General features: G+C 46.4%; 28 protein-coding genes and 1 tRNA gene. 4 read left to right on the top strand and 25 right to left on the bottom strand.

Going from position 1 to position 24,181, the window contains the following annotated elements; translation table 11 throughout:
• The first annotated feature begins 367 nt into the window (after positions 1 to 367).
• On the top strand, positions 368 to 568 hold the full coding sequence (gene cspB / locus ACWJJS_RS05720) for a cold shock-like protein CspB (RefSeq protein WP_003155376.1): 201 nt from the start codon (positions 368 to 370) through the stop codon (positions 566 to 568).
• Between the two features lie 91 nt (positions 569 to 659).
• Here cspB and ACWJJS_RS05715 read toward each other — a convergent pair whose 3' ends face one another.
• The 18 genes from ACWJJS_RS05715 to queG form a co-directional block, all read right to left on the bottom strand.
• On the bottom strand, positions 660 to 1,607 hold the full coding sequence (locus tag ACWJJS_RS05715; protein ID WP_003155377.1) for an ABC transporter permease: 948 nt from the start codon (positions 1,605 to 1,607) through the stop codon (positions 660 to 662).
• A complete protein-coding gene (locus tag ACWJJS_RS05710) occupies positions 1,600 to 2,517 on the bottom strand; it encodes an ABC transporter ATP-binding protein (protein WP_003155379.1) in 918 nt (305 codons plus the stop codon). The genes ACWJJS_RS05715 and ACWJJS_RS05710 overlap by 8 nt, the downstream gene beginning before the upstream one ends.
• Entirely contained in the window at positions 2,518 to 3,234 is a 717-nt protein-coding gene (locus ACWJJS_RS05705) for an ATP-binding cassette domain-containing protein (RefSeq protein ID WP_070081545.1), read from the bottom strand.
• Positions 3,224 to 3,601: a GntR family transcriptional regulator gene (locus ACWJJS_RS05700; protein ID WP_069473671.1), complete on the bottom strand. Its 378-nt coding sequence runs from the start codon at positions 3,599 to 3,601 to the stop codon at positions 3,224 to 3,226. Before ACWJJS_RS05700 ends, ACWJJS_RS05705 begins: the two co-directional genes overlap by 11 nt.
• Positions 3,602 to 3,603: 2 nt before the next feature.
• A complete protein-coding gene (locus ACWJJS_RS05695; protein ID WP_069473224.1) occupies positions 3,604 to 4,371 on the bottom strand; it encodes a hypothetical protein in 768 nt (255 codons plus the stop codon).
• 119 nt (positions 4,372 to 4,490) lie between these two features.
• Complete coding sequence (locus ACWJJS_RS05690; RefSeq protein ID WP_003155385.1) at positions 4,491 to 4,862, bottom strand: hypothetical protein; 372 nt, start codon at positions 4,860 to 4,862, stop codon at positions 4,491 to 4,493.
• A gap of 12 nt (positions 4,863 to 4,874) precedes the next feature.
• Positions 4,875 to 5,408: an NAD(P)H-dependent oxidoreductase gene (locus ACWJJS_RS05685; protein WP_003155386.1), complete on the bottom strand. Its 534-nt coding sequence runs from the start codon at positions 5,406 to 5,408 to the stop codon at positions 4,875 to 4,877.
• Between the two features lie 24 nt (positions 5,409 to 5,432).
• A complete protein-coding gene (locus ACWJJS_RS05680) occupies positions 5,433 to 7,028 on the bottom strand; it encodes an MFS transporter (protein WP_003155387.1) in 1,596 nt (531 codons plus the stop codon).
• Between the two features lie 40 nt (positions 7,029 to 7,068).
• Positions 7,069 to 7,734 (bottom strand): HlyD family secretion protein, encoded by a 666-nt coding sequence (locus ACWJJS_RS05675; protein ID WP_007610259.1) that lies wholly within the window; start codon positions 7,732 to 7,734, stop codon positions 7,069 to 7,071.
• Between the two features lie 36 nt (positions 7,735 to 7,770).
• Positions 7,771 to 8,235, bottom strand: a complete 465-nt coding sequence (locus ACWJJS_RS05670; protein WP_003155389.1) for a MarR family transcriptional regulator — start codon at positions 8,233 to 8,235, stop codon at positions 7,771 to 7,773.
• 186 nt (positions 8,236 to 8,421) lie between these two features.
• Positions 8,422 to 9,600: a sporulation protein YhbH gene (gene yhbH, locus ACWJJS_RS05665; protein WP_014417268.1), complete on the bottom strand. Its 1,179-nt coding sequence runs from the start codon at positions 9,598 to 9,600 to the stop codon at positions 8,422 to 8,424.
• Positions 9,601 to 9,790: 190 nt separating this feature from the next.
• Complete coding sequence (gene prkA, locus ACWJJS_RS05660; protein WP_069473222.1) at positions 9,791 to 11,686, bottom strand: serine/threonine protein kinase PrkA; 1,896 nt, start codon at positions 11,684 to 11,686, stop codon at positions 9,791 to 9,793.
• A gap of 358 nt (positions 11,687 to 12,044) precedes the next feature.
• Positions 12,045 to 12,755, bottom strand: coding sequence for a hypothetical protein (locus ACWJJS_RS05655; protein ID WP_070081542.1), 711 nt, complete (start codon positions 12,753 to 12,755; stop codon positions 12,045 to 12,047).
• 11 nt (positions 12,756 to 12,766) lie between these two features.
• A complete protein-coding gene (locus ACWJJS_RS05650; protein WP_070081541.1) occupies positions 12,767 to 13,480 on the bottom strand; it encodes a polymer-forming cytoskeletal protein in 714 nt (237 codons plus the stop codon).
• On the bottom strand, positions 13,471 to 14,103 hold the full coding sequence (locus ACWJJS_RS05645) for a YhbD family protein (protein ID WP_070081540.1): 633 nt from the start codon (positions 14,101 to 14,103) through the stop codon (positions 13,471 to 13,473). Before ACWJJS_RS05645 ends, ACWJJS_RS05650 begins: the two co-directional genes overlap by 10 nt.
• A gap of 137 nt (positions 14,104 to 14,240) precedes the next feature.
• Positions 14,241 to 14,723, bottom strand: a complete 483-nt coding sequence (gene trmL / locus ACWJJS_RS05640; RefSeq protein WP_007610253.1) for a tRNA (uridine(34)/cytosine(34)/5-carboxymethylaminomethyluridine(34)-2'-O)-methyltransferase TrmL — start codon at positions 14,721 to 14,723, stop codon at positions 14,241 to 14,243.
• 36 nt (positions 14,724 to 14,759) lie between these two features.
• Positions 14,760 to 15,671: an amidase domain-containing protein gene (locus ACWJJS_RS05635; RefSeq protein ID WP_454022639.1), complete on the bottom strand. Its 912-nt coding sequence runs from the start codon at positions 15,669 to 15,671 to the stop codon at positions 14,760 to 14,762.
• A 74-nt stretch (positions 15,672 to 15,745) separates the two neighbouring features.
• Positions 15,746 to 16,906 (bottom strand): tRNA epoxyqueuosine(34) reductase QueG, encoded by a 1,161-nt coding sequence (gene queG, locus ACWJJS_RS05630; RefSeq protein ID WP_454023395.1) that lies wholly within the window; start codon positions 16,904 to 16,906, stop codon positions 15,746 to 15,748.
• An 84-nt stretch (positions 16,907 to 16,990) separates the two neighbouring features.
• Here queG and ACWJJS_RS05625 point away from each other — a divergent pair, with 84 nt between their 5' ends.
• Positions 16,991 to 17,614: a hypothetical protein gene (locus tag ACWJJS_RS05625; RefSeq protein WP_022552809.1), complete on the top strand. Its 624-nt coding sequence runs from the start codon at positions 16,991 to 16,993 to the stop codon at positions 17,612 to 17,614.
• A gap of 89 nt (positions 17,615 to 17,703) precedes the next feature.
• Here ACWJJS_RS05625 and ACWJJS_RS05620 read toward each other — a convergent pair.
• Positions 17,704 to 17,777: transfer RNA gene (locus ACWJJS_RS05620), tRNA-Gly, on the bottom strand.
• Positions 17,778 to 17,966: 189 nt separating this feature from the next.
• On the opposite strand from ACWJJS_RS05620, the gene ACWJJS_RS05615 reads away from it, so the two are divergent.
• Together ACWJJS_RS05615 and ACWJJS_RS05610 are read left to right on the top strand one after the other, a co-directional pair.
• Positions 17,967 to 18,170, top strand: coding sequence for a helix-turn-helix transcriptional regulator (locus ACWJJS_RS05615; RefSeq protein ID WP_003155407.1), 204 nt, complete (start codon positions 17,967 to 17,969; stop codon positions 18,168 to 18,170).
• Positions 18,167 to 18,634: a hypothetical protein gene (locus tag ACWJJS_RS05610; protein ID WP_172614547.1), complete on the top strand. Its 468-nt coding sequence runs from the start codon at positions 18,167 to 18,169 to the stop codon at positions 18,632 to 18,634. Before ACWJJS_RS05615 ends, ACWJJS_RS05610 begins: the two co-directional genes overlap by 4 nt.
• 20 nt (positions 18,635 to 18,654) lie before the next feature.
• Here ACWJJS_RS05610 and rpsN read toward each other — a convergent pair whose 3' ends face one another.
• From rpsN to ACWJJS_RS05580, 6 genes are all read right to left on the bottom strand, one after another.
• Positions 18,655 to 18,924: a 30S ribosomal protein S14 gene (rpsN, locus tag ACWJJS_RS05605; RefSeq protein WP_014417259.1), complete on the bottom strand. Its 270-nt coding sequence runs from the start codon at positions 18,922 to 18,924 to the stop codon at positions 18,655 to 18,657.
• 174 nt (positions 18,925 to 19,098) lie between these two features.
• Positions 19,099 to 20,235: an FMNH2-dependent alkanesulfonate monooxygenase gene (gene ssuD / locus ACWJJS_RS05600; protein WP_048368061.1), complete on the bottom strand. Its 1,137-nt coding sequence runs from the start codon at positions 20,233 to 20,235 to the stop codon at positions 19,099 to 19,101.
• Positions 20,236 to 20,259: 24 nt separating this feature from the next.
• Positions 20,260 to 21,093, bottom strand: coding sequence for an ABC transporter permease (locus ACWJJS_RS05595; RefSeq protein ID WP_146276391.1), 834 nt, complete (start codon positions 21,091 to 21,093; stop codon positions 20,260 to 20,262).
• Positions 21,093 to 22,082: an aliphatic sulfonate ABC transporter substrate-binding protein gene (locus ACWJJS_RS05590; protein WP_454022638.1), complete on the bottom strand. Its 990-nt coding sequence runs from the start codon at positions 22,080 to 22,082 to the stop codon at positions 21,093 to 21,095. The genes ACWJJS_RS05595 and ACWJJS_RS05590 overlap by 1 nt, the downstream gene beginning before the upstream one ends.
• A gap of 15 nt (positions 22,083 to 22,097) precedes the next feature.
• On the bottom strand, positions 22,098 to 22,865 hold the full coding sequence (locus ACWJJS_RS05585; RefSeq protein ID WP_454023394.1) for an ABC transporter ATP-binding protein: 768 nt from the start codon (positions 22,863 to 22,865) through the stop codon (positions 22,098 to 22,100).
• A gap of 224 nt (positions 22,866 to 23,089) precedes the next feature.
• On the bottom strand, positions 23,090 to 24,019 hold the full coding sequence (locus tag ACWJJS_RS05580) for an amidohydrolase family protein (protein WP_167860003.1): 930 nt from the start codon (positions 24,017 to 24,019) through the stop codon (positions 23,090 to 23,092).
• Positions 24,020 to 24,181: the final 162 nt, after the last annotated feature.

The following is a 24,181-nucleotide window of genomic DNA, read 5'->3' as shown; positions in this document are numbered from 1 at the left end:
ATCTATTTTTATGTACAGAGGCTGCACCATGGTATTCGGGCTCATGATTACATACAATACCGATTAAAAAAAGGGTTGTCAATTGCTTCCTTAAGAGGCTGCAATGCGGTTTTTATCAGCTGAAAATGGGCCGTTCTGGTCTCAAATCAGATTTCCGTATCAGAGCATTTTCCTCTTAAAACATGTTATTTCGAAAAAAGTTACATTTAGCAGTTGTTTTTTCTTCGGATTGCTGGTAGAGTAAAGGTAATTATTTTTGTTCGAACTATCTTTAAGAAGAAAGTTTTGTAAGAGTTTTCGTCTTGGAAGTTTGTTTTAGAGCAAGAATAGTGAATTTAAGCGTTATGTCGCTTTAGGAGGAAATTTCATGTTAGAAGGTAAAGTAAAATGGTTCAACTCTGAAAAAGGATTCGGATTCATCGAAGTAGAAGGTCAAGACGATGTATTCGTTCACTTCTCTGCTATTCAAGGCGAAGGCTTCAAAACTTTAGAAGAAGGCCAATCTGTTTCTTTCGAAATCGTTGAAGGAAACCGCGGACCACAAGCTGCTAACGTAACAAAAGCATAAATTGTTTTAAAAAACCTGCCGGTGTACGCCGGCAGGTTTTTTTCATCTAAAACGAAAAGCTGTTTTGCAAAGGCAAAACAGCTTTTTTATATCAGGTGGCAATATCCCGTTTTAAGAAGACGCCGAATGCGAGCGCCAGAAAAATAACGAAGTAAATCACAAGCATCACAACCGAAAATGTCATCGTCATCCCCTCTACTAAAGGAGTCCCGTTCATATATTGCGACAAATCCGTGTTCGCAAATAAAATATATTTGGTCCATTCAAATTTCGCAGCAAGAAATACCGTCGCCGTGTTCCCCATAACCAATAGAAAAATAGAAAATCCGACCGCTAATGAGCTGTTCCGGAATACCGCAGACAGCATAAACGCCATCGTCGCAAGCATAAAAGCGGAGACAGATTCATAGACATATGTTTTAGCGAGGAAAGCGATGATATTTTGCTCAAAAACATGGCCGTCTTTGTATACGAGATGAACATCAGCCGCAGTATCTCCGCCTGTACCGAAAAAGACCAATCCCAACAGAGCGGAGCCGGCAAATAAAATCACAAGCATCAGCAGTCCGAACAGCAGCACCGTCATATATTTAGATAGCAAAATCTGAAAACGGCTGAGCGGACGGATGGCCAGCAGCTTGATCGTCCCCCAGTTGAACTCATTCGCCACGATGCCTGCGGCAATGATAATCGTAAACAGCCCGGTCAAAACAGTCATCATCGAAGAATCAGCTACGTATGACCACACTGTGTACCCTGTATCCTCGGGGATGTTATGATCCATACGGTATTGATTTATCGCGACATTCTGTTTCAGGTTATCAATGAGCGTCTGATTTCCGGTTTCCTTCATCTGCTGTTTCATTTCTTTGTTTTCGGCCTGGAGCTCCTGTTTCCAATTCGGATTGGCTTCACTCGAGGTGAAATGGTTTGACAAAAGCGCAAAACCGATCATCGAAACGCCTAAAATCACAATCATAGCCCACGTCCCGACGCGGCTGAAAATTTTAATCCATTCATTATAGATCAGCTTAAACATATTGAACCTCCTCTTTCGTTCCGCCGGTAATTTCCAAGAAGCGGTCTTCCAAAGATTTTGTCATGATTTTCACTTCATATAAGCGGATGTTTTCACGGACGAGCAGTGATATCACATCAGGCACTTCCTGTTTGGACAGCTGGATCTCAATGCCGTTTGTCTTCTTCACACAGTCAAACTGACTCAAAACGGCAAGAGCCTCTTCTCTTTGTTCAATATGGAAGAAGTATGTATCTTTATCCTCTTTTCCTTCATCCCTTACTTTTTGAATATCGACAAGCTCTCCTTTTTGCAGAATGCCGATTCGATCGCACATTAGCTCCATTTCTGACAGAAGATGGCTTGAGACGATGACAGCCATTCCTTTTTCACGTGTCAGCTTTTTCAGATGGTCCCTGATTTCTCTGATGCCAGCGGGATCGAGGCCGTTTGTCGGCTCATCCAGAATCAGCACCTTAGGATTATGCAGCAGGCTTTGGGCGAGGCCGAGACGCTGTCTCATTCCGAGAGAGTAGGTTTTTACTTTGTCATGTATTCTATCCTGCAACCCGACGAGCTCGATGACCTCATCTATTTTTTCTTTCGTAACGCCTTTTACCATCCTTGCGTACTGCTGTAAATTTTTATAGCCGCTCAGGAATTTGTACAGCTCCGGGTTTTCCACGATGGCTCCGACGTGCCTGACCGCTTTTGCATAGTTTTTCGTAATGGATTCCCCGCAGATTACGATGTCTCCCTGAGACAGTTTCATTAATCCGACCATCATTCTGATCGTAGTGGTTTTCCCCGCTCCGTTCGGCCCTAAAAATCCAAACACTTCGCCCGCCCGGACGGAGAAGCTCAGATCATGAATAATCGTTCGTCCTTTTATCGTTTTCTTTACCTGTTGCAGTTCTAATACGGTTTCCAATTAGAATCCCCCTTCTATTTCGTGCGCCTGCATGACGCTTCTATACCATTGCAGCACAGACATTCCTTCCTGTTCCCGAATTTCTTCGACCTCGCGCCGTTCAGCGATTTTCCCTTTTATGAAAACCATCACTTCGTCTAACAGCGTCTCAATCTCGCCGATCTCATGCGTGGCGATGACGACGATCTGGCTGTCAAAATCAATATAAGATACGAGACTGTTGACAATCGACTCCCTGACCGCCGGATCAAGACCTGAAAACGGCTCATCCAGCAGAATGACCGATGCTTTTCTCGACAGGGCCAAAACGATTTTCAGCCTGCCCCGGCTGCCTTTGGACAGCTCTTTTATCTTCTGCTCCGCTGAAAGATTCATTTCCGCTAATAGGTTATGTGCTTTTTCCAGCTGAAAATCCGGGAATTGCGAATGATAAAATGTGAGCATATCACCGACAGTCGTCCGGGCGGAAAACATATCATGTTCGGTTAAATAAGCCGTACGAAACAGCATGTTCCTGCTTACTGCGCAGTCTCCCATCCGGACGGCGCCCGATGTCGGGAACGCAAGCCCGGCAAGCATTTTAAGCGTTGTTGATTTACCGCTTCCGTTCGGCCCTAAAATTCCGTAGATTTTACCCGGAGACAATGAAAATGATACATCGCTGACCGCGATCCTGCGGCCGTATTTTTTTGTTACGCGTTCAAAATCAAGATTCATCGTTTGCTTCCTCCGCATATTGTTTGATCCCGTCGAGCATTTCCTCAGGAGATAACCCCAGCTCCGCCATTTCCTGAATAAAGCGTTTGAAAACGTCTTTTGTCAGCCTGTCTTTCAGCTCTGCTTTCAGATCGGATCTTTCCGCTATAAAGGTTCCCTGTCCTCTTCTCGTCTCCACGATCCCCAGCCTTTCCATTTCACTGTACGTTCTTTGTATCGTGTTCGGATTCACTTTCATCTGTACGGCCATCTCCCTTACGGACGGCAGTTTGTCCCCCGGTGAAAGCTCACTTCTGATCAGCCGGTAATATATACGATCGGCAATCTGCAGATAAATCGGCTTGGATGACCGAAATTCATTCTCCATCATTACACCTCAACCTTTCGATTCAGCAGCATAGAGGCCAGCGCGAGACAGAGCGCTGCAAGCACGATCACTGCCAGGAAGCTGAAAAGCGAAATGTGGACGGCTTTCAGCTCCATCGTCCATCCGGTCAATTTTGTATAATGAAAATGAAAATTCGCATACACTTTTACCGGCCATAAATCATGTTGAGATGAAGTGAAAGGCGTAATGATTTTATCGTCAATATAGGTCCAGACAAACGCAAGCACGATGCAGATCACCCAACGGAGGACGGGAAAATGTTTTAATGAGTGAAAAACAGTCCAAAATACGGCCACGATCACAGATAAGTACGCTGAACTGATCAGCAGGTAAGCATTCAGCCCGGTTAATGTGCCGGCCAGGGGAATGGTGTGTTCCAGCACTCCTTTTGCAGAAAGCATCCGGTACATCCAAATGCCGTAACCGGTCAGCGCCAGCTGCCCGATCAACTGATACAGCAGTGAGGCCGTCAGTTTGGAAGCCAGCAGATAAAATCCCCCATTCGGATTGTAAAGCCACAGCTGATTTTTTCCTTCTTTATGAAGGTGATAGTACATAAAAAGCGGCGCTACAAGAAATTGAAAAAACCCCATTGCCGTAAAAAAGCCGAAAATGACGAGCGGTTCTTTCTGACGGGCAGCGATGATGTGGGCTGCAAACGCCCAGCAAATCATGCCGCAAAGCCACACCGCGAGCCAAATCCATGAAACTTTCGCATCTTTTTTCAGCAAACCTAAAAACGATGTCATTCTTTCTCTCTCCATTCGGATCAAGTGTATGAGTAACATAGTACACTAGATCATCATGTATTACAATATCTTCAATAAAAAAAAGACAAATCCGCTCTTACGCGGATTTGCCTTTTCAATTACTTCTTTTTGTTTTTTAAGGAGAGCAGCGCATCACGATAGCTGCTATCCTGCATTTTGCCGCCGCTATCAGGATCGTTTGGTTCCTGATCCGTCTCAGAAGTCTTAAACTTCTGAAGCGCCTGACGGTACACATCATCGCCCATTGTATTCTTTTTCTCACGGGGAGATTCAGATTTTACAACGACGGGAGCATGCTCGGCTGAGCGCTCCTCGGCCGGATCATGCTTTTCCGGCTGTTCGGCTGTAGTGCCGATCGCTTCTCTCTTTTCTTCTTTGACATCCTGTCCTGCAGAAGTGCTGCGGACATTGAATGTGATAAGAAGTGCAATCACAATGACAGCAGCAATAACCGCTATAATAATGGCCATATAACCCTCTCCTTACTGTCGTCCGGCAGTTAGATTACCAGTGACCTGGCTGACACGTCTGCCAAGCGCACGGCCTAATTGAAGGCCTTCTTCCGTCATCAGCACATCGCTGTCAACCGGGCATGTGACGCCCGCGCCGTAGTAAGAGCCGTACAGCGCGTTTTCAGGAACGTTGCCGGGAAGACCGACAACAATCATGCCTTGGTGAAACATAGGAGTAATCAGATTGTGCATTGTCATTTCTAATCCGCCGTGTGTTGTCGCCGTCGTACAGAATACAGCGCCGACTTTATCAATCAGCTCGCCTTCAGCCCACAGATAGCCGAGTCTGTCGATCCACGCTTTTAAGCCTGAACTGATGGTGCCAAAATGTCCCGGGCATCCCCAGATAATGGCATCCATGTCTTTCAGCTTGCGGATGTCTGCTTGATCGACATGGTCGATCAGGACTTCAGCCTCAGCGTTTTCTCGTGCTCCTTCGGCAATGGCTTCAGCAAGGTGTTTTGTGTGTTCGCCTTCACTATCGTACACTACGTAAATTTTCATTCAGGAAACCTCCCATTCAGATGATTAAGATTCCTTCACTTCTTTAGGGGCCGGAAGCAATGACAGCTCCTCTTTTTTCTTCGCCCGCTGTTTGTCTTTCCGTACGTCACGCAAGAACAGGCTCAGGACTACGCCGATAACCGCAAAGATCGTCGCCCACATAAACGCGTCATTAATCCCCATAACGTTGGAATTAAGTGAAGCTGTTTTGTAGAGATATGAATAAACGGTTTGTTTCGCCGCATCAAGCGACATGTTCATGTTGACCATTAAATTCGAAACCGCGCTTTGGAACGACTGCATGAAGCTTGGATCAGCCGTGCTTGTTTTATCCGCAATCTGCGAATAATGCATTGTCGTACGGTTCGTATAAATCGTTGTGATCAAACTTGTTCCGATTGATCCGCTGATCTGGCGGAGCGTGTTGCTCATCGCCGTGCCGTGGCTGTTCAACCGTGCCGGAAGCTGGTTCATTCCGGCTGTCATAACAGGCATCATTAACAGTGACATACCGAATGCGCGGATGGCATAGACAAGCATAATGTGCGTGTAAGGTGTGTCAATTGTCAATTTTGTGTACTGGAATGTCGTTGCGACCGTGATGACCAGCCCGATAATCGCAAGCGGTCTCGGACCGATTTTGTCAAACAGAATACCGGAAATCGGCGACATGATCAGCATGACAATCGCGCCCGGCAATAGCAAGAGACCCGATTGCAGCGCCGTAAAGCCGACTAAGTTCTGCAGGTAAATCGGAAGCAGGAACATTCCTGTGTAAAGCGCAACGGTAATAATGATATTAATGACACTGGAAAGTGAGAAAATATCATATTTAAATACCCGGAAGTCGAGCATCGGTTTTTCAGAGCGCAATTGCTGAATGACAAACGCGGCAATCGCGATGACACCGACAATGACGGTAGACAGCACGATCGGATCTCCCCAGCCGTCGCTGCCCGCTTCACTGACTCCGTAAAGCAATGAGGCGAATCCGACAATAGATAGAATCGCACCCAAGCTGTCGAGTTTGATTTTTTGCGGTTCCACCAAGTTCTTAAAGAGGAAAAACGCTATGATAATAACGATTGCCCCGATCGGAACAAGGCCGTAGAACATAATGCGCCATGTGTAATGCTCGATGATCCAGCCGGAAAGAGTCGGTCCGACCGCCGGAGCAAACATCATCGCAAGACCGAAAATCCCCATTCCTTTCCCCCTGCTTTCAGGCGGGAAGATAAGCAGAATGGTTGTCATGACCAGCGGCTGCAGGATACCGCCGCCGACCGCCTGAATTAACCGGCCGATCAGCATGGTTGAGAAGTTAGGCGCGATTCCGCAGACTAACGTTCCCGCTGTAAAACAGAACATGGCTACGAGAAAGAGGCTTCTCTGTCCGAACCGGGTAATTAAGAACGCAGATAACGGAATCAAAACACCGTTGACCAGCATGTATCCGGTCGTAAGCCACTGAATCGTCGTCGCACTCACACCGAACTCGGTCATTAAGTGCGGCATTGCCACGTTAAGAAGCGTTTGGTTCAAGATCGCCAGGAATAACCCGGCCATAAGCACAATAAGCAATGTTTTAGGACTTTTTACTTGATTATCTGATTTAGCCACCTAAGACAACCTCCCTTCATGGTTTGATGACTGATCTGTATTATTCAGAGATTTTTACAGATGCGTTCATACCAGGAAGCACCTTGTCAGATGGGTTGCTGAGTGAAATTTTAACAGGAACTTTTTGCGTTACTTTTGTGTAGTTGCCGCTTGAGTTTGAAGAAGGCAGCATATCAAATGTTGAATTTGTCGCATAACCGATTTCTTCTACTGTTCCGTCAAATGTTGTATTAGGATCGCCGTCAACAATTACGTCTACTTTGTTTCCTACTTCAATGTCTCTAATGTCTGTTTCTTTAATGTTTGCAGTGATGTAAAGGTGTTTCATGTCAATTTCTTGGGCAATTGTCGTACCGGCTTGCACCATTTGGCCGTTTTTCACTTCGTTTTTCACGATTGTTCCATCCATGATGGCTTTTACGTCAGCATTTTGCTGTCCTTTAATTTTTGCAACAACGTCGTTTTTACTTACTTCTTTCCCCTCATCAAGGTTCCAGTCAGTTACTTTACCCGCAGCAGGAGCTGTGATAGCAGCCATGTCGCCGGCAACTTTCGCTTCATCGGTTTTTACATAGTGTGTGCTTTGATAATAGTAGTAAGCACCTCCGCCTATAATTGCAAGAACAACAATCAAACCGATAATGTTGGTCAGAATTAAACGTCCTCTGTTCATTTTGTTTTCTCCTTTCGTTTCTTCCTCTATCATTTTGTGGAATGATGATAAAAATATGTGGGGATTTTTTTATTTTCCGTTTTTCACTGCACAGCCGTTTGCAAGCTTCGTTAAACTTTCCGCCAGCTTGCGCAGGTACTGCAGTTCAGCGGTATTGAGCTGCCGGTATAAGACCGCCGCTTTTTCGGCATATTGAACAGCAGCTTTCTTTAGAAGTTCTTCCCCCTCTTCGGTTAACTGAATCATAACAACACGCCGGTCGTCGTGATAGTCGCTCCGAACCATTAGGCGGCGCTTATACAGAATATCGGTCATTCTCGTGACAGACGCCGGTTTCAGATCAAGCGACAAAGCCAGCCTTGAAAGCTGCGTGCTTTTGCTCTTATGTATTTTGAACATCAGCAGATACTGCAGCACTGTAATATCAAAAGGTTCAAGCACTGTCTCCAGAATCATTTTCTGCTTTTTGTAAATCGATCTGGAAGTATCAAACAGTTGTTCAAAACTGAGCAAAGCGAGCTCTGATTCAATCACCGTATTTTCACCTCATTCCCTTAATAATAGTTCACAAGATAAAATATTAATAAATGAAAGAAGGTTTGTAAAGAGAAAAGTTTCATTTTTTAAGGATTTTTTTTATGCCGGTTTTTCTCTTTATTTTTAATTTAAAAAAGCCGGGTGAAGAACCGCGGCCGCACGATTCTTCACTCGGCTTTATATTTAATACGATGCTTTGCTTATACCGGCTTCCTCATTTTTAAAAAAGCTTTTCAGCGCTTGAAATACGTCCGATTTCTGTTTCAGGATGTAGTATTTAAATTTATCATCTTTGACATTTTTATAGGCGGACATGAGGGTGGAATGCCTGTTATATTGATTGACCTCACCGTAACAGAACAGATTCGATTTTTTCATGATGTCATTGACGAGCTTTACGCATCGGGCGTTATCCGAAGTCAGGTTATCTCCGTCTGAAAAATGAAACGGATAGATGTTGTAGCGGGCGGGGTCATATTTTTCATCAATTAATTCAAGAGACTTCCGGTAAACGGAGGAACAGATGGTGCCTCCGCTCTCGCCTTTCGAGAAAAAATCTTCTTCCGACACAACCTTCGCTTCCGTATGGTGGGCGATAAATTCGATATCAACCGTTTCATACTTTGTCCGTAAAAATCGTGTCATCCAAAAAAAGAAGCTCCTCGCCATATACTTTTCCCATACGCCCATCGAACCGCTTGTATCCATCATGGCTAAAACGACAGCTTTCGATTCCGGCTTCGTCACATCATTCCATGTTTTGTATTTCAAATCTTCCGGATAAATAGGGTAAAACGACGGCTTGCCTGTCATGGCGTTTCGTTTATAGGCCGACAGCATCGTCCTTTTCTTATCGATATTCCCTGTCAGCCCGGTTTTCCGGATATCATTGAACTCGATATCGGTATGGACGATATTGTCCCTTTCCTTTTGCTGCAGATTCGGCAGTTCTAATTCCTGAAACAGCGCTTCTTCCAGATCCATCAATGAAACTTCCGCTTCATAATAATCCTCGCCTGCCTGATCGCCTGCTCCCTGGCCTTTTCCGGCACCCTGCTTTTTATCTGCGCCGTCTCTTGCGACGACATCGCCGACTTCGCTGTCGCCGTCGCCTTGGCCGACATGTTTATTTTTATCATAGTTATAACGGATTTTATATTCATCAAGCGAACGAATCGGGATTTTCACGACATCTTTTCCGTTGGACATAATAATGCTTTCTTCAGTGACAAGATCCGGAAGGTTGTTTTTTATCGCTTCCTGCACTTTCTTTTGGTGGCGCTGCTGGTCGTCAAAGCCTTTGCGATGGAGGGACCAGTCTTCCTCTGAAATCAAAAAATTTCCGCTGTCATTACGGGACATGAATTCCCCTCCTTAACCGTTATGGTCGTTTTACATGTGTATTCCGGCTTGGTCCTGTTTATGAAACAAGTCCGGCGAAAAGATTTATTTTTATCTTATGCCGGCCGGACTCTCCAATTGACAAACAATTGCGAAAAACAGACAAAAGAACCCGTCCTTTTACAGACGGGCCTCTCGATGAAATCAAATATCAGCGGTTTAACAAGCTTCCGACATACTTCAGCAGTTCATTAGCGCTTGTCGAATTATAGCCGTGTTCATCTATTAACCTTGCCACTACCTCATTGACCTTTTTAAGCTGCTGTTCATCCGGCGTTTTGGTGGAGGTCGTAATTTTCACTACATCTTTTAAGTCTGCGAACAGCTTTTTCTGAATCGCTTCGCGGAGTCTTTCGTGCGAATTATAGTCAAAGCGTTTTCCTTTTCTTGCATAGGCGGATATGCGGATTAAGATTTCTTCGCGGAACGCTTTTTTGGCGTTTTCTGAAATGCCGATCTGCTCTTCAATGGATCTCATCAGTTTTTCGTCAGGATTCATTTCTTCACCCGTCAGCGGATCGCGAAGCTTATTTTTATTGCAGTACGCTTCCACATTATCTAAATAATTGTCCATAAGAGTTTTCGCGGATTCTTCATATGAATAGACGAACGCCTTCTGCACTTCCTTTTTGGCGATGTCATCGTACTCTTTCCTGGCGGCGGAAATAAAATTCATATACCGCTCTTTGTCCTCGGCGGAGATGGACGGATGCTGGTCGAGTCCTTCTTTTAAGGAACGCAGCACGTCAAGCGAATTGATGGATTCCATATTTTTTCTGATAATCGTTGAGGAAATGCGGTTGATGACATAGCGCGGGTCAATTCCGCTCATTCCTTCATCATGGAATTCCTTCTTCATATCCTCCAGATCAACGGAATTGTAACCTTCAACGCTTTCTCCGTCATAAAGCCTCATTTTTTTGACGAGATCAATATCAGAGCGGTTCGGTTCCTTCAGCCGGGTCAAAATAGAAAACATCGCGGCCACTTTTAATGTATGGGGGGCGATGTGTACGTCAGAAACATCACTTTCAGAAATCATTTTTTCATAAATCCGTTCTTCCTCTGACACCTTTAAATTATAAGGAACAGGCATCACGATGATTCTGGAGTGAAGGGCTTCATTTTTCTTATTGGCGATAAACGAGCGGTACTCCGTTTCGTTCGTATGCGCAACAATCAATTCGTCGGCGGAGATGAGCGCAAACCGTCCGGCTTTGAAATTCCCTTCCTGCGTGAGTGACAGAAGGTGCCACAGAAATTTTTCATCGCATTTCAGCATTTCCTGAAACTCCATCATTCCGCGGTTCGCTTTATTTAATTCACCGTCAAACCGATAAGCGCGCGGATCTGATTCTGAGCCGTATTCGGCAATCGTCGAAAAATCAATGCTCCCCGTCAAGTCGGCGATATCCTGTGATTTCGGATCAGACGGGCTGAAGGTTCCGATTCCGGTACGTTTATCCTCCGAAAAGAATATACGTTCAACTTTTACATCCTCAATTCTGCCGCCGTATTCTTCTTCAAGCCGCATGACATTAAGCGGAGAAAGGCTGCCCTCAATTCTGATGCCGTATTCTCTGTAGAAGTCGTCGCGCAGATGATGGGGAATGAGATGGAGAGGATCTTCATGCATCGGGCAGCCTTTAATAGCGTAAACAGCTCCGTTGTCTGTCAATGAGTAGGCTTCAAGCCCTTTTTTCAGCATGGTGACAAGAGTTGACTTTCCGCCGCTGACGGGTCCCATCAATAGTAAAATCCTTTTTCTTACATCGAGCCGCTTGGCGGCCGGGTGAAAGTATTCCTCCACGAGCCGTTCCAGAGATTCCTCAAGGCCGAACAGCTCCCTCGAGAAAAAGCTGTATGTCTTTTTCCCGTCATCCTCTTCGATTCCGCTGTCTTTTATCATATTAAAAACGCGAGAATGAGCAGACTGCGCGACCAATGGATTTTCTTTTATGATCTCCAAATAATCAGCGAACGTCCCTTCCCATTTGAGACGCTGCTCTTCCTCTCTGTACTTTTCAATTTTCTTTAATATATCCATAAGAACCTCCTCTATCATGGTTAATGCACTAGAAATAAGGTACTTTGTTACAATCTATGCGGTGACGTGATAATACATGCTTTTCGTTTCTTAAAAATAAAGACGTTATAAGGCCGTCATTGACAAGGGTCCGGTGCACCGTTCATAATGAAAGAAATACAGTTTCATCCAGACTCGGACATCAAATGGAAAAGCAAAGAGGAGGAGACATGATGAAAACGATCATTTTACTTGGGGTCATTCTCACTTTTTTAGTATCCATTTTTACGGCGGGTTACGACAGCAAACCTGAAAACAAATAACGGCAAAAGGGTGCTCTTTATGGAGAGCACCCTTTCCTGTACAACATAACAATGTTTCATATTTGAATATGTTCTTGGACAGTTGATTTTTCATGAGACTTGCAGCTTGTTTGATACTCGATTTTTCCGATTTTGCACCCCGGGCCGATTTCCACACGCTTCCCTCTGACAATGTCCGCTTCCGTGTATTCGAGGTAAATTGCGTCTCCTTCGATCAATTCAGCAGAAAGCATGCCGGCTTTCCGTTTAAGAAAACCGGGTTTCCGTCTGACGGTGATCGATGTGCCGCCGATTTCTTTCACACGGCTTCGGTCATAACGCAAATGGATGTTTACGTCCCCTGCGTTTAACAATCCCGCCACATTGATACATCCTGTTACATGAAGCAGCTCCGTCTCGCAATTGCCGTTGACGGTGAGACTGCCTTTTATATGACACTGCTCTCCCGCGGCCCCGCCGCCAATTTCAGCAAGTCCTTTCAGCCCCATCCTGGCGAAACGCATGGAGCCGCCGACTTTCAATGTGCCGATCACATTTGCTGAATGTGCTGATAAATCTCCTGCAACTTCATGCTCTCCGAAAATTTTCAGCCTGCTGATCTCGGCATCTCCGAGAAAAAGTCCCGTACCGAATATCCGGCAGCGTTCGCTTTGAAGTCCTTCGCCGACAGTTCCTTCCCCTTTTATACTTACATTTTGGTAGGAACCGCCGGAGGCGTGTCCGGCTCCGTACATTTTTAAATGACTCAATTTTTTTGTCGTTTCCATCGCAGCTCCTCCTATCGTTTCACGACTTTGTTAACCAAAGCGGAAGGATCACATGTAAAATCGCCGCTGTATTCCACAGTCCCAATGGTGCAGCCTGCGCCGATCCGCACATGATTTCCGCGGACTGTCTTCGCGTTCGTGTCCGCCAATTCAATGATGTCACCTTCAATCAGCTCTGCTGTCAGCACCGGGGCCGGCATCAGCTTAAAACGCGTAAGCACGCTCTTTCTGCTCATCACTTTCAAATGGCGGCAGCCGATCTCTTTCACATGGCTTTCTCCCGCCGCCAGCTTAATACTGACTTCATCGGCATTCAGCAGGCCGCCGATCTTGCATTTGCCTTCCGAACGGAACGTCTCTGTCTCGCAATCGCCTTCAATCCCGGCTTTCCCGGATATGAAAATATCATCAGCTTTCACACCGCCGCCGAAAGATGAAAATCCCGCGACGTTCAGCCGCTCCGTTTTGACATCACCTTTAATGACACCCGTTCCGTTGATACGGATGGATTCAGCTTCGGCGCTGCCGGAAATTTTCCCCGAACCGCTGATCGTCAGCGTTTGCGTCTTGACATGTCCGTCTGTTTTTCCGCTGCCGTTAAACAAAAGGCTCGTGCACTCCACATCACCTGACACCGTGCCGCTTCCGTTGATCTCCACTGTATGAAAACGGCCTCCTTTTGAACTTCCCGAACCGTTGATGACTAATTTATCTGTTACTTCCATTGATGGTCCTCCTGCATCCATTTCGTTTTTAATTCTTCCGATGCCGCAGCAAGCGCCACCCGTTCAACCACTTTGACAGTCGGTTCAAATAAAATATGTTCCGCGTCTGCGATGAAGCACGTCGTTACGCCAAGCTTTCGGAGCATGACAAGCTCCGTATTCGCTTTCAGCTCGGTAGCCTCATACGTTTTCAGCACCCCTGCCGCCAATTTTCCTTCCTCAAGGCTGATATTGCCCGATTGCAAAAGCCCTTCAAGCACATATAAAGACAGCAGCGCGCGGGACGTGAATGTCACGCCGTCTTCGCCATAAACTTGCAGCGCGGCTTTTGAAATCAGTCCCTTTTGAAGCAGTTCCGCAGACGTTATATTGACATCAGTCATTTGCGGAGACAGCATTTCTCTCATTTCATCCAGAGACAGATTTTCTTTCATTTTCTGTATTTTTGAGATACGTTTTAATATTTCCGCTCTCGGAAAAAATGTTTCCTGGCCTGTAAACGTCGATTTTCGGATAAACCATTCTTCAGGAATTAAATTTTTCCGTTTCCACCGGTACAGCTGCCCGTATGAAATTGATGTTTCTTCCAGCAATTCTTTTTTAGAAATCAGTTGTTCCTCCATGAATCCAGCTCCTTCGATGAATGTATTGTAACATAACACTGTTACGTTGTTAAGCCTGAAAATATAAAAATGCCGTGAACCGCTGCTGCCCGTCTTTTTTATTCAATAAAAAAACGCCCGGATGCGGGCGTTTTTTCTCACGTCAAATCTCTGTAATTTTGCTGGCGCAGCGCTTCATATACAAGAATCGCGGCCGTGTTGGACAGGTTTAATGATCTCACATGCTCGGTCATCGGCAGACGCAGGCAGCGGTCCATATTGTTTTCGATCAATTCTTTCGGAAGTCCGCTCGTTTCTCTGCCGAATACGAAGAAAAAGTCTTCCTCTGTATTTGAGTAATCAAATGATGTGTGCGGCTTTTGGCCGAATTTTGTAATGAAGAAAAACTTTCCGTTCTCATATGCCTCAAATAATTCTTCCAATGAATCATGATATACGACGTTGACGAACTCCCAATAATCGAGTCCGGCTCGCTTCAGCATTTTATCATCGGTTGAGAATCCGAGCGGGCGGATCAAATGAAGCGTTGTGTCTGTTGCCGCACAAGTACGTGCGATATTTCCCGTATTGGCCGGGATTTCGGGTTGATATAAAACGACATGTAATGCCACGATGTTCACCTCTGTTTTTTATTCCGCCCACCATTATATCATTAATTACTCTTTTGTCGTATCATCCGTAATATGAAAAAACGCATATCTGATGGAAGGAGTATACGCCGTTGAATCCTCATATGACCAATATCTCATTCTGCTGTCATACGTTTGGGCATTGACGAGCGGCATATTGCTTTTATCTTTTGCGACCACGATCGCCGTATGATTAAAACGGCCGTCTCCTTCAAAATCATAGCAAATGATATCTCCGGGCATCAGTTCTTCAGCTCTTGATACTTGCAATGCGCGGAGCCCTGCCTTGGATTGGGCCAGATACATCTTCATCGAATGCGCGACCGTCCAGCTGTAGCTCCACGAGCTTGCCTTCATCCACCAGCCTGAGCCTCTGTTCGGATGCCCCCGCATCGGTGCTTTTCCGGCATGTAAACATTGGGAAATAAAATTGGTGCAATTATCGCTGAAATTTTTATAAGCGGGATTTCGTTTATTCCAAAACTTCTCCGCGTACTGCACGGCAGCCAGACGGTCGTATTGAAACGCCCGCCCGAAATCTTCCCGTTCACTCCGCTCATATTCAATTACGCTGTTTCCGTCAGAAAATCCCGCCGGTTTTTTCTTTACTTCCCGGTCTTTAATCAAAAGCTCATCATAGAGAAATGCAGTCCGTTCCTCAATCTGCTCTTCTAAGTAAAGGTGTCCGTCATGCTCCTTGCACAAATATTCGAAATGAATCGTGTACATGACGCATAACGTGCCGTCGTCCTCAAGACTGCTTTTGACAATGACGGCTTTTGCCTTCGCTTTCACGATGTCAACTTTCCGTTTTTCAAACAGCTCTTTTTTTCTCGTCAGGACCTCAAGATCGACGGCCTGCCCATTCTGCCTCATCTCGGTTCCGTTGATTAAATAATGAAGCCGGGCCTCCGCTAAATCTTCAATAATATGCTTCAAGCGCTCCACCCCATACGATTTTATAAAGAAAAAACACTTGAACTCCGGCCAAGTGCTTTTTCTCTATACATATGTCAGGACCGGCCGGTTTTAGTCTTCTCAGAAACCGATAACAGCTCCAGTCCCTTTTCAATTTCCCGTATGGCGTCCTCATCCTGCTCCTTTTGAAGCGCTTTTTCTAATTCCTCCGCATAATCAGGATCACCGATTTTCCCGATGGCCCAGGCGGCCGTACCCCTGATGACGGGGCGCGGATCTTGGTGCATCAAGGCCGTTAATTCCGGAAGAGACGAGGCATCTTTAAAATGAGCCAAAGCTAAAATCGCATTCCGCTGTATCGGCTTCTTGCCGCGCCATGATCCCGATACATGTCCGAATTTTTCTTTGAATTCGCGGTTGCTTATGGTCAAAAGCGGCTTTAACAGCGGCTTTGCGATTTCCGGATCAGGCTCCATCTGCGGATGAAGATGAAAATCTTTCCCCTTATTAATCGGACAGACCGTCTGGCACGTGTCACAGCCATACAGACGGTTTCCGATTTTCGTGCGGAACTCATCCGGCAAAAATCCCTTTGTCTGGGTCAGGAACGAAATACAGCGCTGGGCGTTAAGCTGTCCGGGATTGACGAGTGCGCCGGTCGGACAAGCGTCTAGACATTTTGTGCACGTACCGCACATATCTTCAATCGGCACATCCGGTTCAAAGGGCAGATTGGTGATCATTTCAGCCAGATAGACGTAAGAACTGTATTCAGGCGTGGTGATCATGCAGTTTTTGGCGCTGAAGCCGATTCCCGCCCGTTCAGCCACGGCCCTGTCGGACAATTCTCCTGTATCCACCATTGACTTTGTGCGGATATCCTCATGTTTACTTTGGAGAAAATTCTCCAGCAGATCAAGCTTTTCCCGCAGCACATCATGATAATCCTTCCCCCAGGAAGCTCTGCAAAAAATGCCGCGCCGCCCGTCCCTCGTGCTCCTCGGCGCATCTTTCATTTTGGAAGGATAAGCAAGGGCGATGGCGACGATTGATTTGGCTTTCGGGAGAAGCAAAGACGGAGTAACCCGTTTTTCAATATCCGGCTCTTCAAAACCGGATAAATAGCCGAGTGATTCCTGAAGAATCAGCCGGTCCCGCAGACTGTCGAACGTATCAGCCGTTGTAAACCCGATTTTGTCAACTCCGATGCTTTTGGCGTATTCGATTAATTCCTCTTTCAGTTTATGAATATTCATTTTTTGCACAGCCTCCTTTCTTTGTGATCAGGCTCCCGCACGGGTATAATAGAGTTTTATCATCCCGAAATGGAGTGAACACACTTGAACATCAGTTTAGATCCACTTATTGCTGAACGGGTGCCGGGGATCAAAGCGGCAGCCGTCTTATATGAACAGATCGAAGTCGGGCCTGCTCCGCAAATGCTGAAAGGCCGCCTCCGTTTATTTCAAGAATCTCTTTACTTTGATTATGCTGACGGCGGTATAGATGAGCAGCCTTTTGTTAAAGAGTGGGCGCGTATGATGGAACAGCTCAGTCCCGCCTTTTCAGGACAAAAAACGCCGATGGAGCTTATGCTCGGCGATATTTCCCGGGAACGATTCATTGAAAGTGTGAATTCAGCCCATGATACCATACTTTTTTTCTCCTTGAAATATTCATTGCCCATCATGGCGTATGACGCCGCAGAAATAGATGAACCGATTTCGATTACAATCGGAGAAAAAGAACACGTACTTGCTTTCTCCGACTCTGGCGGCATTTTCGGCGGCCTTACCGGACATATCAACACCCGCCCTGTAACAACCGGCACAAAGAAAATGCTGCAGCTGATCTTTTTCCCGCCTTCATTTCATGCCGACGCGGCGGATGAGCTGCTATCATCTTTAACCAAAATGTTTGAACAAATTCACGGAGGCACGCATACCGTCTCTTGGCTTTCATAAAAAGACACGCCTTCGTGTCTTTTTTCACATAAAAAAACGCAATACTTCGTTTATCAGAGAAACGAAACACTGCGTTAATAACGTATGTATGGAGCGGGTGATGAGAATCGAACTCACGACATCAGCTTGGAAGGCTGAGGTTTTACCACTAAACTACACCCGCATCAAAGTTTTTTTGTCAGTACCGATTTGATGTTTCTAATATTACATGTATATTTTTTTTTCGTCAAGGGAATGTTAAAAAATTTGTCGAAAAAAATTCTTTTTTTGTCCACATGTTAAGTTAGGTTTACATTTTGTTAAGAATCTCATACAATATAAAAAAGAAGAAAACTTGAGGTACGCCCTGATGATGAAAAATAAAGTAAAAGAGCTGAGAGCCAGATTCGGCTATTCTCAGGAAACGCTCGGAAAAGAAGCCGGAGCCACCAGACAGACGATTGCAGCGATTGAAAAAGGAGATTATGTGCCTTCACTCTTATTGGCTCTTAACATCTGCCGGGCTTTCTCACTGCCGATGGAGGAAGTTTTCTGGCTGGAGGAGGAGAAAAAATGAGTTTGAAAAGAAAAGCGTGTTTTCACCTTGCACTCTACGGATTGGCCTGCTGGACGCTTATTTCCTTTATGGAAGCGGCACCGCGGATCGCTCAGTTTTTCCAAACGGAGGGGAGCAGTTCATTTGAGCTGAATATCACTCCGTTTCTGCTGTTTATCATTTGTGCCGCATTGTATATCTATGCCGAAAAGAAAAAACGAAACGGCAAAAAGCACAGGCTTGTGCCCGATGAATTTGAGGAACAGGATGAAAGAGAACGAATGATGACGGCTAAAGCTTGCCGTTCCTCTTATATCGCCGTTTACTTCTCATTGCCGGCCGCAGCCGTTCTGCTTTTGTTTTATCCGCTGATTCAGCCGCATCTTCCTTTTTTTCCGATTCTTTTGATTTTCATTCTGATGATGATTCAGCATTTGGCTTATGTTTTCACTTTTCATAAGCACGGCAAAAACTCCGGTTCATGACAGATCCGGAGTTTTTTATGTTACCAGCTCGCTTTTTTCACCCCGGGAACCCGGCCTTTATGGGCCAGCTCCCTGAATGCGATTCTGGACAGTTTAAATTTTCTCATATATCCGCGGGGCCGCCCCGTCACCGTACAGCGGTTATGAAGCCTGGCCGGAGCAGAATCACGCGGCAGTTTGCTCAGCGCTTCCCAGTCGCCTTTCGCCTTTAATTCTCTTCGGATGTCCGCATATTGTTCAACAAGCTTCTGCCGCTTGAGCTCTTTGATCACTTTTGATTTTTTTGCCATTTCAGCACCCCTTACAAATCGTAATAATTACGCTTTGTATCATATCATCCAGATGAGCATCGTGCAAGCTAAGCGCTTAAAAAGGCGGGTGAATACCCGCCGTCACTGCCGGCATTTCCCCGGAAATGAATCCGCAGAAAGCACCCGCCGTCAATGATCCGCCTTGCGACGTCATCAGACTGTCGCTTTATTTCCTCTTGCAAAATGGTCGTTTCCCATTGCTTCACCCAATCTGCGCTCAAGCTTTTTAGTCCGCTCATTCTGAAACGGCAGAAGCGGAAACACGAGTTCAGCCAGATAATAAGCTTCTTCAAGATGCGGATAGCCTGAAAAGATAAACGACTCAATGCCGAGTGCTTGATACTCTAAAATTCGATCAGCGACAGTCTGCGGATCACCGACAAGCGCCGTGCCCGCTCCGCCTCTGACCAGTCCGATGCCGGCCCAGAGATTCGGGCTGATCTCAAGCTTCGAGCGGTCACCGTTATGAAGATCGGCCATCCGTTTTTGTCCCGATGAATCAGCGCGCCGGAGCGCAGCCTGCGCTTTCGCAATTGTCTCTTCGTCTAAATGGCTGATTAATCGTTCAGCCGCTTCCCATGCCTCTTCCTCAGTCTCCCGGACAATCACGTGAAGTCTGATGCCAAAACGCATCGTCCTTCCTTCCTTGGCAGCCTGTTTTTTAACAGTTTCAATCTTTTCTTTTACCTGCTCCGGCGGCTCTCCCCATGTTAAATAGACATCTGTATGTTTCGCCGCAGCCTCAATTCCCGCCTGTGATGAACCGCCGAAATATAATGGCGGATGCGGAGACTGTTTTGGCGGGAACAGGAGGTTGCTGTTTTCCACCTTGATATGGTCCCCTTCATATGTCACCGTTTCGCCCCGCATGAGTCCGCGCCAGACGGTTAAAAATTCTTCAGTCGCCTTATAACGTTCATCGTGGCTGATAAACATGCCGTCTCCCGCCAGTTCATAAGGATCTCCGCCCGCTACGACATTTACGAGCAAACGGCCGTCTGACAGCCGGTCCATTGTCGACGCCATTCTCGCGGCGACAGACGGCTGCATCAGTCCCGGCCGGACCGCCACTAAAAATTTCAAGTCACTCGTTTCCCCCGCTAAAGCGGCAGCCGTCAGCCACGGGTCTTCACATGATCTCCCCGTCGGCAGCAGAACCCCCGTATACCCGAGTCTGTCCGCCGCCTGTGCCACTTGCTTAAAATAAAGATGATCCGCCGTTCTCCCTCCCGTTTGCGTCCCTAAATACCGGCCGTCACCATGCGTCGGAATAAACCAAAGAATCTCCATATGAATCTCTCCTTTTTTAATAGGTTACCCTTCATAACTGTTCCGCCATTTTAATAGTTTCCGCTCGAGCATTCTGACCAATGCATCTGTCAGCTTGCCGACAGCCGCAAAAATGATAATGCCGACAAACACCTTATTTGTCTGTGAAAATTGTCTCGCATCCATAATCATATAGCCGACGCCCGCGCTCGATCCCATCAGTTCCGCCACCACAAGGCCGAGCCACGCAATACCGAGAGAGAGCCGGATGCCGAGCAGGATATTCGGCAGAGACGCCGGAAGAATCAATTTCGCCATCTGCTGATACCAGTTAAACTCCAGCACCCGGGCGACATCAAACAGCTTTGCGTCCACGCTGCGGATTCCGAGAAACGTATTAATGTATACAGGGAAAAAAGCCCCCAATGCGATCAGCAGAATTTTTGATGTCTCATCAAATCCGAACCACAAAATAAACAGCGGGGTCACCGCCAAGTGCGGAACCGTCCTGAGCATTTGCAGAGACGGATCGAGATACGCTTCCGTCCGCTTTGAGAAACCGACCAGCAGCCCGAAAACAAGTCCGAGGCCCGCGCCAAGCAGAAATCCTGCAGCCGCCCGGTATAAACTGATCTCTAAATGACCCCACAGCTCACCTGAAAGAAGAAGTTCCTGAAACGTCTGCAAGATGACGACAGGTGACGGGAGCACCGTTGCAGAGACGATGCCCAGACTTGCGATAAACTGCCATACTGCGATGACCGCAGCCGGGAGTACAATCCCTTTCATCCATTGGTATGAATACTTCCGGGATCTTGCCAGAGCTTTCTTTTCTGATTGGCTTATTGCGCCGGCAGCCGTTGGTGCTTCTGCTTTCATTACTTGCCATCCCCCGTTTCACGCGCTTTTTTAATAAATGAATTGTCGACAACGTCTTTTACATGAATTTTCTTACGAATCGCTTTTGTTCGATATTGAAAACCAGCGGTTTCCTGCTGGGCTTTGACAATATCATCATTGATCGGTTCATTGAGAGGCTCAGTATTGTTAAGCACGTTTCTGACGACTTTCGGATCAAGATGTTTGATTTTCGCATATAAGGAGACGGCTTCATCTTTGTGTTCCTTTTGCCATGTAACTGCTTTATTGAACACTTTCAGAAAACGGACAACCTCATCCGGGTGTTCTTTGGAAAATCCCGTTCTGACTAATGTGAAACCGGGAGAATATAAATCTGTGCTTTCTCCGTTCGCCAATATTTCCGCCCCGTGCTGCAGCGTTTCAATCGACAAATACGGCTCCCAAATGGACCATGCGTCAACTGACTTATTTTCAAAAGCGGAAACCGCCTCATCAGGCTGAAGCTGGATGAGGGTGACGTCATCGGCGGAAAGCCCCGCTTTATCTAAAGCTTTATAGAGGAAATCAAAGCCGCTGCTGCCTTTGGCTACGGCGATTTTTTTACCTTTCAATTCTTTCAGGCTCTGAATCCCGCTACCCTTGTTTACGAGAATGCCGTTTGCCTTTAATCCGTCCTGAGACAGCCCGATCTCTTTAAAATCAATTCCTGCCGCCTGGCCGGAAATGACCGGTGAATTGCCGACCTGGGAAAAATCAAGCTTATCGGCGGCAAGACCTTCAAATTGCGGAGGACCGCTTTGGAATTCGACCCATTTTACCTTTATTCCGTCTTTTTTGAAGGCTTCTTCAAACCAGCCTTTTTCCTTGGCAATGAGAAGCGGGCTTAAACTCTGCTGGATGCCGATCCGGATTTCTTTCACCGTTTTCCCGCTCCCGCCTGCTCCGTCGGCACTGCATCCGGCTAACATCATGACTGCTGCGGCTAAAAGAATGATCGTTTTTTTCACTTTGCTTCGTCCTTTCTATATCCCTGATCCATCCGCAAACCGGAGATCTTCCGTTTTCTCAAATTCAGCAAGCACCTTCTGCCGGACGGCCTGAAAATCAGCTGACGTCCGATTGCGCGGATGCGGAAGCTGAATCGGCACCAGACTGTGCAGCCGGCCGGGCTTTGCCCTGAGAATTGCCAGCTTATCGCCTAAATAGACAGATTCGTCAATATCATGCGTAACCAGAATCATCGTCGTTTTTTTCTCGCGCCATATATCAAGCAGCACATCCTGCAAGTGTTTTCTCGTAAAAGCGTCAAGCGCTCCGAACGGTTCATCCAAAAGCAGCACCTCGGGCTCACGCAACAGGGCTCTGGCGATGGCGACCCGCTGCGACATGCCGCCGGATAATTCGCGCGGATAAGCTTCCTCTGCTCCCTGCAGCCTGACAACCTCAATCAGATCATCCACTTTTTGACGAACGGCCGGGTCGTTTATATTGAGATCGGCAGCGATGTTTTGTTTCACCGTCAGCCAGGGAAACAGCCGGTGCTCCTGAAAGATAAATCCCTGTCGGATGCCCGGTCCCGACACATGGCGGCCGTTTATTGCGACAGAGCCTTTATAATCGGTATCAAGCCCGGCAATCAATTTTAAAAGCGTACTTTTTCCGCAGCCGCTCGGCCCGATGACAGTCAAAAATTCTCCTGATGCAATTGACAGTTCAATATCATTCAGCACCGGTGTTTTCCGTCCTTCATGCTCAAACACTTTTTCTTGTATGCTGATGGTTACAGCCATCTGTCTTTTCCCCTCTCTTCCTGCCCTATGCGATCGAAAAACAAAAAGGCCCCCATCTCCGTTGCTTGTAGAGATGAGAGCCTTCGGCGGTCCGATCAGCTGCCCGTTTGTTTTTAAATTTGAATATCATGTTAATTCAAATTATTCCGACTTGTCAACTGTTTTTTGTAAGAATTAAAAATGCGCCCTCCGGCATAAACCTGCCAAAGAGCGCATCAGCTGTATCACGTATTTATTTCCTTTTGCGGCTGGTCGATTTTCAGCAATGTCCGCGCATTGTTTCCGAAAATCTTCTCTATGTCTTCTTCCCGCATATTGATTTCCCGGCAGGTCCGGACCTGCTCCTGAAGATATCTGTATACGTAACCTCTCGGAAATCCGTTTGAATCCGTCCCAAAGATGATTCGTTCAGCACCGATTAATTCAGATGTCTTCCGAAACAGAATTTCCAAATCAAGCGGGTACGGCATCCACCTCATCCACTGATTTGAGCCGGACGTGTCAATATACACATTCGGGCAGCTCCAGCACAGCTGCAGCAGTTCCTGATAATATCCGGCGCCGAAATGCGGAATGATGAACGGTATATCAGCATACTCTCTCGCGACGCGATAGATGGAGAGCGGGTTGATGTTGCGATGGCTGACAATGCCCCCCGCTCTCCCTAAAAGTCCGAAGTGAATTAATACAGGCAGTCTTTTGTCAGCCAAATACGTCCACAGCTTTTTCAGCGACGGATCATGAAACTCGATGTCTGTCAGCGGCCCGAACAGTTTATATCCTTTCAGACCGAGCTCTTCAACCGCTCTTTTCAGCTCCTCATACGCATCCTTTTGTTCCAAAGGATGATATGCAAATCCGGTAAACCTCGCGGGATTGGCTTGAATAAACGCCGCCATCCGGTCATTGCTCTCTGCTGTTAAAAAATTCAGCACGTCAATGCCGTACTTATCTAATTCTTTCTCCCATCTTGTCATCAAAGGGATTTCCCCGTCATCAGCCTCATGCGGATCAGGAAAATCCCAAGTGAGATTCATTCTTTCCGACCGCTCCCGGTTATAATCGGAAAATGTCTTATCGTTTTTGCCGAAATTAAGGCTGTACGGCAGATGACCGTGAATATCGACAGGTTTAAAATGCTGCCGGAAAAGCATACAATCGCCGCCTCCCTTACCGCCTGACAATAAAAAAAGACCCTTATCCAGTGAAGAATAAGAGCCTCTTGTGTCCAAGTCAGCGGTTTCTATTTTTTCTCATATTAAACCCATTATTCCTGTCAGTCAAGTGGTCTTTTAAACCCAAACTTTCTTTCCGAT

This window comes from Bacillus sp. JK106, from assembly GCF_053663355.1.
Note: the sequence above shows the minus strand (reverse complement) of the source record. Positions and strands in the feature narration are given on the sequence as shown.

Excerpts from the sequence above, each read along its gene's own strand:
- cspB (WP_003155376.1), top strand. The coding sequence starts at position 368 with ATGTTAGAAGGTAAAGTAAAATGGTTCAACTCTGAAAAAGGATTCGGA.
- ACWJJS_RS05715 (WP_003155377.1), bottom strand. The coding sequence starts at position 1,607 with ATGTTTAAGCTGATCTATAATGAATGGATTAAAATTTTCAGCCGCGTC.
- ACWJJS_RS05705 (WP_070081545.1), bottom strand. The coding sequence starts at position 3,234 with ATGAATCTTGATTTTGAACGCGTAACAAAAAAATACGGCCGCAGGATC.
- ACWJJS_RS05700 (WP_069473671.1), bottom strand. The coding sequence starts at position 3,601 with ATGGAGAATGAATTTCGGTCATCCAAGCCGATTTATCTGCAGATTGCC.
- ACWJJS_RS05695 (WP_069473224.1), bottom strand. The coding sequence starts at position 4,371 with ATGACATCGTTTTTAGGTTTGCTGAAAAAAGATGCGAAAGTTTCATGG.
- ACWJJS_RS05690 (WP_003155385.1), bottom strand. The coding sequence starts at position 4,862 with ATGGCCATTATTATAGCGGTTATTGCTGCTGTCATTGTGATTGCACTT.
- ACWJJS_RS05685 (WP_003155386.1), bottom strand. The coding sequence starts at position 5,408 with ATGAAAATTTACGTAGTGTACGATAGTGAAGGCGAACACACAAAACAC.
- ACWJJS_RS05675 (WP_007610259.1), bottom strand. The coding sequence starts at position 7,734 with ATGATAGAGGAAGAAACGAAAGGAGAAAACAAAATGAACAGAGGACGT.
- yhbH (WP_014417268.1), bottom strand. The coding sequence starts at position 9,600 with ATGTCCCGTAATGACAGCGGAAATTTTTTGATTTCAGAGGAAGACTGG.
- prkA (WP_069473222.1), bottom strand. The coding sequence starts at position 11,686 with ATGGATATATTAAAGAAAATTGAAAAGTACAGAGAGGAAGAGCAGCGT.
- ACWJJS_RS05655 (WP_070081542.1), bottom strand. The coding sequence starts at position 12,755 with ATGGAAACGACAAAAAAATTGAGTCATTTAAAAATGTACGGAGCCGGA.
- ACWJJS_RS05650 (WP_070081541.1), bottom strand. The coding sequence starts at position 13,480 with ATGGAAGTAACAGATAAATTAGTCATCAACGGTTCGGGAAGTTCAAAA.
- ACWJJS_RS05645 (WP_070081540.1), bottom strand. The coding sequence starts at position 14,103 with ATGGAGGAACAACTGATTTCTAAAAAAGAATTGCTGGAAGAAACATCA.
- queG (WP_454023395.1), bottom strand. The coding sequence starts at position 16,906 with ATGAATATTCATAAACTGAAAGAGGAATTAATCGAATACGCCAAAAGC.
- ACWJJS_RS05615 (WP_003155407.1), top strand. The coding sequence starts at position 17,967 with ATGAAAAATAAAGTAAAAGAGCTGAGAGCCAGATTCGGCTATTCTCAG.
- ACWJJS_RS05610 (WP_172614547.1), top strand. The coding sequence starts at position 18,167 with ATGAGTTTGAAAAGAAAAGCGTGTTTTCACCTTGCACTCTACGGATTG.
- rpsN (WP_014417259.1), bottom strand. The coding sequence starts at position 18,924 with ATGGCAAAAAAATCAAAAGTGATCAAAGAGCTCAAGCGGCAGAAGCTT.
- ssuD (WP_048368061.1), bottom strand. The coding sequence starts at position 20,235 with ATGGAGATTCTTTGGTTTATTCCGACGCATGGTGACGGCCGGTATTTA.
- ACWJJS_RS05595 (WP_146276391.1), bottom strand. The coding sequence starts at position 21,093 with ATGAAAGCAGAAGCACCAACGGCTGCCGGCGCAATAAGCCAATCAGAA.
- ACWJJS_RS05585 (WP_454023394.1), bottom strand. The coding sequence starts at position 22,865 with ATGGCTGTAACCATCAGCATACAAGAAAAAGTGTTTGAGCATGAAGGA.
- ACWJJS_RS05580 (WP_167860003.1), bottom strand. The coding sequence starts at position 24,019 with ATGCTTTTCCGGCAGCATTTTAAACCTGTCGATATTCACGGTCATCTG.